Raw genomic sequence first — 13,418 nt, forward strand, 5'->3', positions numbered from 1 at the left:
CTCGGGACGACTGTGCGGCGCTGCACGGCTTGAGGGAGCGTCAGATCATGTGCGGTGCTGTTGGGAAACCGAACGCACACTAGGTTGTGAACACAGTCGAAGCAACGATGTTGTCGAGGTTTGTGTGTTCCTGATGGCTCCGGCCGTCGACGTTGGCCGGATCAAGCCGCTCGGAGCGTGTCCGGCACCGCCTCGAACTGTGTCCGGTACAGCTCGGCGTAGCGTCCCCCGGCCGCCAGCAACTCCTCGTGCGTGCCGCGCTCGACGATCCGGCCGGCCTCGACCACCAGGATCTGGTCCGCCGTGCGCACGGTGGACAGCCGGTGGGCGATGACGACGGCGGTCCTGCCCTCCAGCGCCTCGGCGAGCGCCTCCTGGACGGCGGCCTCGGAGGTGTTGTCGAGGTGCGCGGTGGCCTCGTCGAGGATGACGACGCGCTGGCGGGCCAGTAGCAGTCGGGCGATGGTCATGCGCTGACGTTCGCCGCCGGAGAGCCGGTAGCCGCGCTCGCCGACCACCGTGTCGAGGCCGTCGGGCAGGGAGCGTACGAGGTCGTCGAGGCGGGCGCGGCGCAGAGCGTCCCAGAGTTCGGCGTCGGTGGCGGTGGGGCGGGCCAGCAGCAGGTTGGCGCGGACGGTGTCGTGGAAGAGGTGGCCGTCCTGGGTGACCATGCCGAGGGTGCCGCGCAGGGACTCGGCACTCAGGTCACGGACGTCGACGCCGCCGACGCGTACGGCGCCCTCGTCGACGTCGTAGAGCCTCGGGAGGAGTTGGGCGACGGTCGACTTGCCCGCGCCGGACGAGCCGACCAGGGCGACGGTCTGGCCGGGTTCGGCGCGGAAGGAGATGCCGTGCAACACCTCGCCGCCGCCGCGCGTGTCGAGGGTGGCGACCTCCTCCAGGGAGGCCAGGGAGACCTTGTCGGCGGACGGGTAGCCGAAGCGTACGTTGTCGAACTCCACCGGGACCGGGCCCTCGGGGACCTTCTTCGCGCCCGGCTTCTCCTCGATGAGCGGCTTGAGGTCGAGCACCTCGAAGACCCGCTCGAAGCTGACCAGGGCGCTCATGACCTCGACGCGGGCGCCGGCGAGCGCGGTGAGGGGGGCGTACATGCGGGTCAGGAGCAGCGCCAGGGCGACGACCGCGCCCGGCTCCAGGGTGCCGCGCAGGGCGAACCAGCCGCCGAGTCCGTAGACCAGGGCGAGGGCCAGCGCTGACACCAGGGTGAGCGCGGTGATGAACACCGACTGGGCGGTGGCCGTCCGCACACCGATGTCGGCGACCCTGCGGGCGCGGGCCGCGAACTCCTGCGACTCCTCCTCAGGGCGCCCGAAGAGCTTGACCAGCGTGGCGCCGGGTGCCGAGAAACGCTCGGTCATCCGGGTGCCCATCGCCGCGTTGAGCGTGGCCGCCTCCCGCTGCATCCGGGCCATGCGGTGACCCATGCGCCGGGCCGGGATCACGAACACCGGGAGCAGCACCAGGGCGAGCAGGGTGATCTGCCACGACATGGCGAGCATCACCGCGAGCGTGAGCACCAGCGTGACCAGGTTGCTGACCACTCCGGACAGTGTGTTGCTGAAGGCGCGCTGGGCGCCGATCACGTCGTTGTTGAGACGGGAGACGAGCGCTCCCGTACGAGTGCGTGTGAAGAACGCGACCGGCATGCGCTGCACATGATCGAACACAGCCGTCCGCAGATCGAGGATGAGGCCTTCGCCGAGGGTCGCCGACAGCCGCCTGGCGAGGATCCCGAGCGCCGCCTCGGCCACCGCGATCAGGGCGATCAGCAGGGCCAGACGGACGACGGTGCCCTCGTCCCCACGCGTCACGATCGCGTCGACGACGCGTCCGGCCAGCACGGGGGTCGCGACGGCGAGCAGCGCGGTCATCACCCCGAGCACGACGAAGAGCGCGATCCTGCGGCGGTGCGGGCGGGCGAACGTGCCGATGCGGCGCAGCGTCGAGCGGGCGAGCGGGCGGCGCTCCCGCTCGGCGTTCATGACGCTGTGCAGCTGTGTCCAGGCGGTGGTTTCCATGCTCATGAGAGGGAACGTAGAACCTCAAGCAATATTGAGGTCAAGGACGATGCCGGTGTCGAGGTCGTTATCGACGGCTTCGCGAAGATCGGTGCCCGCCCGCAGCCCGCCCGTAAGCCGCCGTCTCCACTTCCGCAACCCGCCGTTGTGGTGACACGGAAAACCTCTTCGAATGTGACCGCAGTACGACTCCACGCGGGACGCCTGCTCCGGCGCATCCCTGTCCGCCAGATACTGGTCCTGCTTCCGCTCGCCCTGGTCGCGGTGGTCGCGGTGCGGCACCGGGCCGTGCTCGCCGAGGGCATCGGCCATCTGGCGACGGCCAAGTGGCCGTGGCTGCTCGCGGCGGCCGGTGCCACCTGCCTGACCTGGGTCGCGGCGGCGGTGACCCGGCAGGGTGCCGTGACCGACCGGCTGCCCGCGCTGCGGCTGCTCGTCACCCAGTTCGCGGCCGGCTCGGCCAATCACCTGCTGCCCACCGGGCTGGGGGCGAGCGCGGTCAACCTCCGCTTCATGACGGTGTGCGGGCTGCCGCTGGCCCGCTCCTCGGCCGCGCTGGCGCTGTATCTGCTCGCGGAGAGCGTGGCCCGGGTCGGACTGCTGGCCGCGCTGCTCATCGCCTTCCCGCACGCCCTTCGGCTCGGCCCCCTCCTGCCGGAGGGATCCTGGGGCCCGCTGCTGCTGGTCATCGGCGCGGCGGCGGTCCTGGTCGTGGCCGTCTTCGCCTTCGTACGACGGCTGCGGGCTGCCGTGGCGTCGTTCCTGCGCACCGCGCTGGGCGAGGCGCGCTCGGTGCACACCCGCCCGTCCCGTGCGCTGGCGTTGTGGGGCGGTTCGCTGGCTTTCCCGGCGCTGCAGGCGGCCGGGCTGGTCCTGGTCGGGCTCGCGTTGGGGCTGGACGTACCGCCGGCCCACATGGCGCTCGCGTATCTGGCGGCGACCGTCGCCGTCGCCCTCGTGCCCACACCGGGTGGCTTCGGGTCGGTGGAGGCGGCGCTGATAGTGGCCCTGGTGGCGGCGGGCGGGCCGGTGGCGGTGGCCACGGCGGTGGTACTGGCGTACCGGATCATCACGGTGTGGCTGCCGCTGCTGCCGGGGGCGTTGACGCTGGGGGCGCTGGTGCGGCTGAAGGTCATCTGACCGCTCAGTAACGTACGGGGTCCGACCCACGGAAAGGAGCCCCGCCATGCCGGTCCGCGTCGAGCGCCAGGGGCACGTCACCACCGTCGTCCTCTCCCGTCCCGAGGTCCGCAACGCGGTCGACGGTCCGACCGCCGCCGAACTCGCCGCGGCGTTCCGGGAGTTCGACGCGGACGACGAGGCGCGGGTGGCGGTGCTGTGGGGCGAGGGCGGCACATTCTGCGCGGGCGCCGATCTCAAGGCGCTCGGCGGTGACCGGGGCAACCGGGTCGCCGAGGACGGTGACGGCCCGATGGGGCCGACGCGGCTGCGGCTGTCGAAGCCGGTGATCGCCGCGGTCGCCGGGCACGCCGTGGCCGGCGGTCTCGAGCTGGCGCTGTGGTGCGATCTGCGGGTCGCCGAGGAGGACGCCGTCTTCGGGGTGTTCTGCCGCCGCTGGGGCGTCCCGCTCATCGACGGCGGCACGGTACGGCTGCCCCGGCTGATCGGCACGAGCCGCGCGCTGGACATGATCCTCACCGGGCGTCCGGTCGCGGCGCGGGAGGCCTGCGACATGGGGCTCGCCAACCGTGTCGTGCCGACCGGACGCGCCCGCGCCGAGGCGGAGGAACTGGCCGCCACGATCGCACGGTTCCCGCAGGCGTGCCTGCGGGCCGACCGGGCGTCCGTGCTCGACCAGGAGGGGTTGGACGAGGTGGCCGCGATGCGGGGTGAACTCCGCCACGGCTTGGGCGTGTTGGCCGAGAGCCTGGAGGGAGCCGCGCGGTTCGCCTCGGGTGCGGGGCGGCACGGGTCGTTCACGGATCTCTGAGGACGCACGCGGCCAGGCCGGCCTCCTCGTCCGCCGGGGCGCGCGCAGGTGAGCGACCCTCGTGCGGCGCTCACGCATCAAGCGGGCCCCGGCGTGCGGTCGTTCGCCCCTCGGGGGTGACGGAGTTCCGGGGAGAATGCCCGAAAGCGACCGATGAGGCCGGCCACCCGACCATCCCGGCACGAACATGTGTACCCGATACGGCAGGATGAGCCCTCGTGCCGGTCTCGGGGGATGGGGTGGCCGGCGCGACGGCACATCGCGGAATCGAGCAGGTGACAACGTGACGAGACTTCACATCCGGCCGTCGGCGAAGGGGTTCGCCGCCGCTTTTCTCTCCGGAGGTGACCGGTGAAGCGGGCGCTCACCGTGGACGACCTGGTCATCGCCGGGATCGCGCTGGCGGCGGGGCTGCTGGCGGCCTTCCTACTGCGGATGCTGCTGCGCTGGCTGGGCAAGCACGCGGACCGCACCCGCTGGAGCGGTGACGACCTCATCGTGGACGTGCTGCGGACCGTGGTGCCGTGGGCGGCGTTCCTCGGCGGCGCGGCCTCCGCGGGCGCGGCGCTGCCGTTGACGAAGACGGTCCAGCACAACGTCAACCAGACCCTGACCGTCCTGCTCATCTTCGTCGTGACGCTGACGGCGGCCCGCGGGATCGCCGGGCTGATGCGGACGGTCACCCAGTCCCGCCCCGGTGTCGCGGGCTCGGCCACGATCTTCGTCAACATCACCCGCATCCTGGTCCTGGCCATCGGCTTCCTGGTGGTGCTGCAGACGCTGGGCATCTCCATTGCGCCGCTGCTCACCGCCCTGGGCGTCGGCGGTCTGGCCGTCGCGCTGGCGCTGCAGGACACCCTCGCCAACCTCTTCGCGGGCATTCACATCCTCGCCTCCAAGACCGTCCAGCCCGGCGACTACATCCGGCTGAGCAGCGGCGAGGAGGGCTATGTCGAGGACATCAACTGGCGTCAGACGACCGTGCGCGCGCTCTCCAACAACCTGATCGTCATCCCCAACGGGGAACTCGCGAAGACGAACATGACCAACTTCATGCGTCCCGAGCAGGAGTTGACGATCCTGGTCCAGGTCGGCGTCGCCTACGACAGCGACCTCGACCATGTCGAGCGGGTGACGAACGAGGTGATCGCCGAGGTGATGACCGAGGTCGAGGGCGCGCTCCCCGATCATGAGCCGATCATCCGCTTCCACACCTTCGGCGACTCCCGGATCGGCTTCACGGTCATCCTGGGTGTCGGCGAGTTCAGCGACCAGTACCGGATCAAGCACGAGTTCATCAAGCGCCTGCACAAGCGCTACCGCAAGGAAGGCATCCGCATCCCGGCGCCCACGCGGACGGTGGCGATCCAGCAGGGCTCGGTGGCGATACCGCAGCAGCGCGGCCCCGAAGAGGCGGACGAGGTGACCTCCGCCCGCCTCGACTGACGTACCGCCCCCGGAGGGCGGCCGAGTTGTCGTGGTGGTGGCCGCCCCTCCGGCTGTGCGGCGCGACGAGCGACGGGTTCACCGGGGTGACCGTCCAGTCCGGGTGCCCCGGCATCCGCGGCGTCTTCGTGCCGTACAGCCAGTTCCGAAGGAACCCGGACAAATCCTGGCCGGTGATGTCCGAGGCGACGGCGATGTAGTCCTCCGTCGACGCGGAGGAGTTGCGGTACCGGGCGAGGAAGGCGCACTCGAGGGCGCTGAAGGCCGCCTCCCCGACGAGGTTGCGAGCCGAAGGGCTCCGCGGCGTCGGAGTTGCAGGGCAGCAGTCCGTACGTCTCGAAGGGGAACGCCCCGAGTCGCGCCTCGACCCACTCCACCGGCTTCGGCGTGGGCGCGAGCGCCGGCTCCAGCGCCTGCGCGCGGGCGACCGGGACGACGTCCCGCAGCGGCAGCCCCATGCGGGCCCTGCCGCTCCTTCACCGCGTAGTCGCCGACCGTGATCTGCACCGGCTCCGTGACCATGAGCTCGCGTGAGCGGTACGTGTACGCGGTCCGGCCGCCGGACAGCCGCTCGGTGCACACCAAGGGGCCGCTCGCCATGCCGCGCAGGCCGGTGGGCACGGTGAGACGCAAGGTGAAGTCGGCCTTGCCGGAGGGGCGGTCGTTGCAGGGGAAGACGGTGTGCGCCGACTCCGCCTGGCAGGCCACCGCGAACCGCCGCGCACTTGGCGGACAGGGTCCGCGCGGGCGTTATGCGCGGCTTCTCGTCGACCAGCTCGCACATCGCGGTGCTGCCGCCGACGTGCATGGAACGAATGTCGGGGCCCAGGGTGCCGGTGGTTCCGGCGGCCGACGTCCAGCGTGCTCGTCGGTGCCGCGTGGGCGGAGGGGGCGGCGCTCAGGCCGCTGCGGTGCCGATCAGGGCGGCCGCTCGGGCCGTCACTCCGGTGCGATGTCTCATGTCCGCTTTCGCCGGGGCGACCGGGTGGTCAGGACCGGCCGCCGGAGATCGGTGTTCCCTGCGTGACTGTGGCACCGTGCTGTCCGGTCGCACCGTGCTGTCCGGTCGTACCGTGCTGTCCGGTCGTACGGAGCGGATTCATCCGTTTACGCGGATCGATCCGCGATCGCGGGGACATCCCGTACCGGTGTGCGGACCCCTGTCGAGGTCAGGTCGATCACGAGATATCTTGATGTCGAGCAATGTTGCAGACGTGGAGCGGAGCACCCGGTGACTGACTCGACCATCATCTATACGCACACTGACGAGGCCCCGGCCCTGGCGACGTATTCCTTCCTGCCGGTGGTCCAGGCGTACGCCTCGCAGGCGGGTGTCGCCGTGGAGACGCGGGACATCTCGCTGGCCGGCCGCATCATCGCGGTGTTCCCGGAGTACCTGACCGAGGACCAGCGCATCCCGGACGCCCTCGCCGAGCTCGGTGAGCTCGCGAAGACGCCCGCCGCCAACATCATCAAGCTGCCGAACATCTCGGCGTCAATCCCGCAGCTCAAGGCCGCCATCGCCGAGCTGCAGGGCCAGGGCTACGCGCTGCCGAACTACCCGGACGACCCGAAGACCGACGAGGAGCGGGAGATCCAGGCCCGCTACGACAAGGTCAAGGGCTCCGCCGTGAACCCGGTCCTGCGTGAGGGCAACTCCGACCGCCGCGCCCCCGCCTCGGTCAAGAACTACGCCAAGACCCACCCGCACCGCATGGGCGCCTGGTCCGCCGAGTCCAAGACGAACGTGGCGACCATGGGCGAGAACGACTTCCGCTCCACCGAGAAGTCCGCCGTCATCTCCGAGGCCGGTTCGCTGCGCATCGAGCACGTCGCCGAGGACGGCACCACCACCGTGCTGCGCGAGTCCGTACCGGTCCTCGCGGGTGAGGTCGTCGACGCCTCCGTGATGCGGGTCGCCGCGCTGCGCGAGTTCCTGACCGCGCAGGTCGCCCGGGCCAAGGCCGAGGGCGTGCTGTTCTCCGTGCACCTCAAGGCCACGATGATGAAGGTCTCCGACCCGATCATCTTCGGTCACGTGGTGCGCGCCTTCTTCCCGAAGACCTTCGAGAAGTACGGCGAGACGCTCGCCGCCGCCGGCCTGTCCCCGAACGACGGTCTGGGCGGCATCCTCAAGGGCCTGGACGCGCTGCCGAACGGCGCCGAGATCAAGGCGTCCTTCGAGGCGGAGCTCGCCGAGGGCCCGGCGCTGGCCATGGTCGACTCCGACAAGGGCATCACCAACCTGCACGTGCCGTCCGACGTCATCGTCGACGCCTCGATGCCGGCCATGATCCGCACCTCCGGCCACATGTGGGGTCCGGACGGCCAGGAGGCCGACACCCTCGCGGTGCTGCCCGACTCCTCCTACTCCGGCGTCTACCAGGCCGTGATCGAGGACTGCCGCGCCAACGGGGCCTACGACCCGTCGACCATGGGCTCGGTCCCGAACGTCGGCCTCATGGCGCAGAAGGCCGAGGAGTACGGCTCCCACGACAAGACCTTCGAGATCAAGGCCGCCGGCACGGTCCGGCTGGTCGACCAGGCCGGCAACGTGGTCATCGAGCAGCCGGTCTCCCAGGGCGACATCTTCCGCGCCTGCCAGACCAAGGACGCGCCGATCAAGGACTGGGTGAAGCTGGCCGTCACCCGCGCCCGCGCCACCGGCGACCCGGCGGTCTTCTGGCTGGACGAGACCCGCGCCCACGACGCCAACCTGATCGCCAAGGTCAACGCCTACCTGCCGGAGCACGACACCGAGGGCCTGGACATCCGCATCCTCGCCCCGGTCGAGGCCACCAAGCTCTCGGTGGAGCGCATCCGCCGCGGCGAGAACACGATCTCGGTCACGGGTAACGTCCTGCGCGACTACCTGACGGACCTCTTCCCCATCCTGGAGCTGGGCACCAGCGCCAAGATGCTGTCGGTCGTCCCGCTGATGGCGGGCGGCGGCCTGTTCGAGACGGGCGCCGGCGGCTCGGCGCCGAAGCACGTCCAGCAGCTGGTCAAGGAGGACTACCTGCGCTGGGACTCGCTCGGTGAGTTCTTCGCGCTGGTGCCGTCCCTGGAGCAGTACGCGACCGCCACCGGCAACGCCAAGGCCAAGGTCCTGGCCGACACCCTCGACCGCGCCACGGCGACCTTCCTCAACGAGGACAAGTCCCCGACCCGTCGCGTCGGCGGCATCGACAACCGCGGCAGCCACTTCTACCTGTCCCTGTACTGGGCGCAGGAGCTGGCCAAGCAGACCGACGACGCGGACCTGGCGAAGGCCTTCGCCCCGCTCGCCGAGACGCTCGGCGCGAACGAGCAGAAGATCGTCGAGGAGCTGATCGCGGTCCAGGGCAAGCCGGCCGACATCGGCGGCTACTACCAGCCCGACCCGGCCAAGGCCGCCGCGGTCATGCGCCCGTCGGCCACCTGGAACGAGGCGCTGGCGTCCCTGAGCTGACGCGAGAGCCCTGACAGGGCCACCGCATGAGCCCCCCGCCCCGACCGGCACCCAGCCGGCCGGGGCGGAGCCATGTGCAGGCCGGGACGGGCAACGCCGCTCGGGGGCGGGGCCCGGCCGGCCGGCCGCGTCACCAGTCCCGTGCGGCGATCAGCAACGGTCTCGACGGCGTCATGTGACCTGTACGGGTGTCTCAGCCCCAGGGTGCCTCGGCCTCAGGGTGTCTCAGGTGACGCACCTTCGTAGACGAGACAAGTTCGTCGCCGATGGGTCGGGGAGCCTAAGGAGGAAATAGGGCCGCGTGGTCGTCGGCGCTCATGCCGTGAGCTCGGGGGTCAACCGACACCGGGAACCTCTTGCTCCTTGCTCCTTGCTCCTTGCTCCTTGCTCCTTGCTCCTTGCTCCTTGCTCCTTGCTCAGCAAGATCCCTCGTGGTCCGAAACCGGACGCAGAGTAGAAGCCGACGGCGTCCTCTGGTCGACCCCACGCCGCAGCCACGATGTCCGTCCAAGACCACGGTGTGGATCTCGGCCGCGCGACGGGGCACCAGGATCTGGTGATCCGGGGGCTCTGCCAGCAAGACCAGCTCCGCCATTCCCACCACCTCGCCCGCCGCCTCTGCGACCGAGATCAGTACCTTGCGTCCGTCAGCGAGTACCCCCCGAAGTGCCTCCGCACGGCCTCGGCATCGGGAACTCGATAGATGCCGGGGGCGAACTCGACGTGCCGTTCGGCATTCGCCACGCGCAGACGGACAAGTACGGGCACGTCCCTGCTTTCAGCAGGCCGCACCAAGATCGACATGAGCTGGAGCTTCCCACTGGATCGATCCGGTAGCAAGGCTGCCCACCAACTCACGTAGGAGCAAACGTGGGTCTGGGGTTTTCGTGACCTGGGTGGCCCAGGAGGATCCGGTCAGTGTGAAGGGCAAGTGGAAGCGCGGGTGCTCGGCCGGCCACTTCTTGATCTGTGTTCGGGGTCCGCTCAGTTCGGCAGCCTTATTGCCTAGATCCAATCGAGGCCGTCGTATCCGGGTCCGTCGAGGTGCGCTGCCCGGGACAGGCCCGCGCGCACTGCCACGCGTTGCGACGCGGGGGTCAACGACGGTTGCGAGTAGTCCGCCGCAGGCCTCCACGACGGTCAGGAGCCCCTCAGGTCCGGCCGCCTCGTCGCCGAAGATGACATTGGCCGGCCCTTCGGGTCGATCACGGGAGATGCGCAGCGGCACGCGCGGCACATTCATCGGCTGGGTGAGTCCGAACCGCAGCGCGTAGGTGAGCAGGTCGTCCGCGTGGTGCTCGAGGGTCTCCCGGCACGTCCACTCCAGGCCACCGGCCCGGAGGTGCCATTGGGCGGCGGGGACGCCGGTGAGGCGTTTGACGCAGTGACAGACGGCCTGGCGCACGTGCTTTCCGCTCACCAGACCTTGCCGTTCTCCTGGCTGTGGCATGGCGGCTGTCCTGCTCAACTGGACGGCGTGACCGCGGACCACACGCCGAACCACTGCTCGGCACCGTACTCCTCGAACCGCTCCACCTCGGTGAACCCCAGTTTCGCCGCGAGGCGCATCGCGCTGTCGTTGGCGGTCTGGGTGCAGAGCACCACCGGCTCGCCGGGATGCGCGTCGGCGAACCACCCGAGTGCCGCCGCGCACGCCTCGGCAGCATAGCCGCGGCCCCACGCCCCCGGCAGCAACATGTAGCCGAGCTCAGTCTCCCCGCCCTCCGGACGGACATGACCCGGACGTTCCACGTCGCGCCGATCGAACGTGATCATGCCGATCATCGCTCCGTCGAGATCGATCACGAACAGGCCAGGGCGCCGCCCGGGCGCCTCCGGCATCGTGCGTTCGAGCTCATCGCGCGGTCGAGGGCCACCGATGTAGGTGCCCACCTCCGGCGATGCGAACAGCTCGACGAACACCGCACGGTCCCGTGGCTCGGACTCGCGCAGTACGAGCCGTTCGGTCCTGATCGGGGCCGGTGGCCAGGCGACGGGTTCGAGTCCGGTCACGGCGGGCGACCTGTCGCGCGACCGTGAGAGTGATCCGGACGAGATGGCCTGGCCGCGCTCCTGCTGCGTGCTCGGACGTTCGAGAGCGTACCGGTAGATCGTGGATTCCCTGGGCTGGAAGCCGAGGCGTTCATAGAGGCGGTTCGCAGCGGGCCTCGTGGGTCGTGACGTCAAGTCGAGGGTACGGGCGCCCGCGTTCTCGGCGAGGCGCAGTGCCTGCTGGGTGAGCAGCGCCCCGATGCCCATGCCACGGGTCCGTTCGTCCACCACCACATCTTCGATGCGGGCCCGCAGGCCCGAGGCGAGGGGGAATGTCACCAAGGTCAAGGTGCCCACCACTTCACCCTCGACGCGGGCCACCAGCAGGGTGTTGGCGTCGCACGCGATCACCCGGGCCAGCGCTTCGCGGTCGATCGGCTTGACCGAGCTCGACAGCTGTGGCATCAACCGCCCCAGCGCGACCACCACTTCGTCGGTCGCCTCGTTCACGATCTCAATGGCAATGCTCATGTTCACCTCGTCATCATCGTCGGTCCCAGTGGCCAGTGCGCACCGGGCGACCGCGCGTGACCAACTCTGTTTCATCAGGCACTTCAGGATCGCCGGGGAAGATCACGATGACGGTGTTCTTCCCTGATGTCGTGTCATGTCTTCGTGGATCGTCGGGTCGGCAACCAGGTGTCGATGGCGGCTGCCAACTCGTCGCGGTCGGTGAACACGTGTCCGTTCATGCCGGTGGCCCGCCCGGCGCGTACGTTCCGTTCGCGGTCGTCGACGAAGAAGAAGTCGGCCGGGGCGGCGCGCATGGCGACGACGCAGTGATGGAAGGCTGCCGGGGCGGGCTTCGCCATTTTGATCTTCCCGGAGAACGCAACGTGGTCGAGACTGTGCAGCCCGGGCTGAGCGGTGAGGAAAGCGTCTGCGTGGTCCGAGGGAATGTTTGACAGCAAGGCGACCTCGGCGACGCTGCGCAGGGACTGGACATAGGCGACCATCCGGTTGTCGACGCGAGACCAACTGTCGATGTCGGTGAGACGCAGTTCCTCGATCGTGTCCGCGTCGACGGACAGGGACAGCCTTCGCAGTACGGCGGTCCAGTACTCGGGCGCGGACTGCCGGCCGGCGTCGTAGGGCGGGCGGCAGGCCCAGTAGGCCGCGGTGAAGGCATCGGTGGCTGCATGACATCGGGCGGCCATCTTTTCCAGGGCTCCCGGGCGTTGATGGCGGGCGATGACGCCGAAGAGGTCGAACAGCACGATGTTCCGGTCGGTGGACATGGTGGGGTTCCTCCGGATCCCGAGCGGCGGTCAGTGGCTGCTTGCTGCCATCTCGCGCGTGCGACCGGATCCGGTGCGCAGGATGCCGGCGGCCGCAGCGGTGATCGCACACAGCAGGGTGAGCAGTACGAAAGCGTGATTGAGGGCGACGAGGTGGGTCAGCCAGCCGATGACAGCGGGGCCGGCGAGCATGCCGACGTACCCGAGTCCGGCGACACGGGAGACGTTCGCCCCAGCAGCGGAGGGGTCGGTGTGTCCGGCTGCGCTGAACAACTGAGGGACACAGCCGGACAGACCGAGACCGAACAGTGCCCAGCCTGCGAACGCGGCCCACATCCACGGGGAGAGGCCCACGATCGTGATGCCGACGGCGGCCATGGCCGCGCCGTGGCGCAGGATCGCCATCGGCCCGAACCGGGCGGCGAGGTGGTCGGCGACCAGCCGGCCGACGGTCATCGTCGCCGCGAAGGTGCCATACGCGAAAGCGGCAGTGCTCGCGGGTGCACCGAGGACGTCCTTCAGGTGGAGCGCGCTCCAATCGTTGGCGGCTCCCTCGCACAGCATGACCATCAGCGCGAGGGCGGCGAGGGTCCAGATACGCCCGTTGGTGCTGCCGTGCTGGGCGGCCGGCGCTTGCTCCGCCTTCTCCGACAAGTCGGTGCCGGCGGCGGTGGGTGCGGTCGGCAGTAGGGCGCCTGCCGATGCCAGGGCGGTCACGACGCCCAGGGCTCCCATGGCGGCCATGCCTGCGGCCGGGCTCAGGCCGGCGCTCGCCGTGGCCGCTCCGGCCAGTGCGGCGAGGACACCACCGGCCGAGAACGTGGCATGGAAGGCCGACATGACGGGACGGCCGTACGCCTTCTCCAGGTGCACGGCGTGGGCGTTCATGCTCACGTCCAGGCAGCCGTTGCAGAAGCCGAAGGTCATGCGCCTGCCAGCGTCCACGGGTCCCGGGCGAGACCGGGCAGCACCAGGGCCGCGCTGCACAGCACGCATGACACCGTCTTACCCGGACTTGGGATCCGGACCGGCTCGGACACAAACGTCGCCGACTGGTCCACAGTCCTGTTCCGTGCCGAGCTCGGCCTGGGCCACGCCATCGTCCCCGCCGCACCGGGTCTCCCCGCTCCTGGTGACGGCAGCCCACGGTGTCTCATCCCCATTCCGGCGCTGCCGCCGCTGTCGGTCGGCTGGGCCGTACGCCGCTGGGACGCCCTCTCCCTCGCTCGGAGCTTCGCCGA

General features: G+C 70.1%; 9 protein-coding genes and 2 pseudogenes. 4 read left to right on the top strand and 7 right to left on the bottom strand.

What is annotated here, in order from left to right:
• Window positions 1-161: 161 nt before the first annotated feature.
• Window positions 162-2,039, bottom strand: a complete 1,878-nt coding sequence (locus ACIBAG_RS02350) for an ABC transporter ATP-binding protein (RefSeq protein WP_399100556.1) — start codon at window positions 2,037-2,039, stop codon at window positions 162-164.
• A 174-nt stretch (window positions 2,040-2,213) separates the two neighbouring features.
• Here ACIBAG_RS02350 and ACIBAG_RS02355 point away from each other — a divergent pair, with 174 nt between their 5' ends.
• The 3 genes from ACIBAG_RS02355 to ACIBAG_RS02365 all read left to right on the top strand — a co-directional run bounded on the left by ACIBAG_RS02355 (window position 2,214) and on the right by ACIBAG_RS02365 (window position 5,436).
• Entirely contained in the window at window positions 2,214-3,179 is a 966-nt protein-coding gene (locus ACIBAG_RS02355) for a YbhN family protein (protein ID WP_399100007.1), read from the top strand.
• A 46-nt stretch (window positions 3,180-3,225) separates the two neighbouring features.
• Window positions 3,226-3,990 (top strand): crotonase/enoyl-CoA hydratase family protein, encoded by a 765-nt coding sequence (locus ACIBAG_RS02360; RefSeq protein WP_399100009.1) that lies wholly within the window; start codon window positions 3,226-3,228, stop codon window positions 3,988-3,990.
• A 351-nt stretch (window positions 3,991-4,341) separates the two neighbouring features.
• Window positions 4,342-5,436 (top strand): mechanosensitive ion channel family protein, encoded by a 1,095-nt coding sequence (locus tag ACIBAG_RS02365; RefSeq protein WP_399100011.1) that lies wholly within the window; start codon window positions 4,342-4,344, stop codon window positions 5,434-5,436.
• Between the two features lie 78 nt (window positions 5,437-5,514).
• Here ACIBAG_RS02365 and ACIBAG_RS02370 read toward each other — a convergent pair whose 3' ends face one another.
• Window positions 5,515-6,144 carry a hypothetical protein gene (locus ACIBAG_RS02370; RefSeq protein ID WP_399100013.1) on the bottom strand — a complete coding sequence of 210 codons (630 nt, stop codon included), beginning with the start codon at window positions 6,142-6,144 and terminating at the stop codon, window positions 5,515-5,517.
• 523 nt (window positions 6,145-6,667) lie between these two features.
• On the opposite strand from ACIBAG_RS02370, the gene ACIBAG_RS02375 reads away from it, so the two are divergent.
• On the top strand, window positions 6,668-8,887 hold the full coding sequence (locus ACIBAG_RS02375) for an NADP-dependent isocitrate dehydrogenase (protein ID WP_399100015.1): 2,220 nt from the start codon (window positions 6,668-6,670) through the stop codon (window positions 8,885-8,887).
• A 778-nt stretch (window positions 8,888-9,665) separates the two neighbouring features.
• On the opposite strand, the gene ACIBAG_RS02380 is transcribed toward ACIBAG_RS02375, so the two are convergent.
• The 5 genes and pseudogenes from ACIBAG_RS02380 to ACIBAG_RS02400 all read right to left on the bottom strand — a co-directional run.
• Window positions 9,666-10,307, bottom strand: coding sequence for a hypothetical protein (locus ACIBAG_RS02380; protein ID WP_399100017.1), 642 nt, complete (start codon window positions 10,305-10,307; stop codon window positions 9,666-9,668).
• A gap of 44 nt (window positions 10,308-10,351) precedes the next feature.
• Complete coding sequence (locus ACIBAG_RS02385; protein ID WP_399100559.1) at window positions 10,352-10,900, bottom strand: GNAT family N-acetyltransferase; 549 nt, start codon at window positions 10,898-10,900, stop codon at window positions 10,352-10,354.
• Between the two features lie 111 nt (window positions 10,901-11,011).
• Window positions 11,012-11,485: pseudogene (locus ACIBAG_RS02390) on the bottom strand (GNAT family N-acetyltransferase); the annotation flags it as partial.
• Between the two features lie 59 nt (window positions 11,486-11,544).
• The gene (locus ACIBAG_RS02395; protein WP_399100018.1) at window positions 11,545-12,177 is read right to left on the bottom strand and encodes an HAD-IA family hydrolase; all 633 of its coding nucleotides are present in this window, start codon (window positions 12,175-12,177) and stop codon (window positions 11,545-11,547) included.
• Between the two features lie 30 nt (window positions 12,178-12,207).
• Window positions 12,208-13,175, bottom strand: a pseudogene (locus tag ACIBAG_RS02400) (MFS transporter); the annotation flags it as partial.
• Between the last annotated feature and the right edge of the window lie 243 nt (window positions 13,176-13,418).

The sequence above is a fragment of the Streptomyces sp. NPDC051243 genome (assembly GCF_044455405.1).
GTDB lineage: Bacteria > Actinomycetota > Actinomycetes > Streptomycetales > Streptomycetaceae > Streptomyces.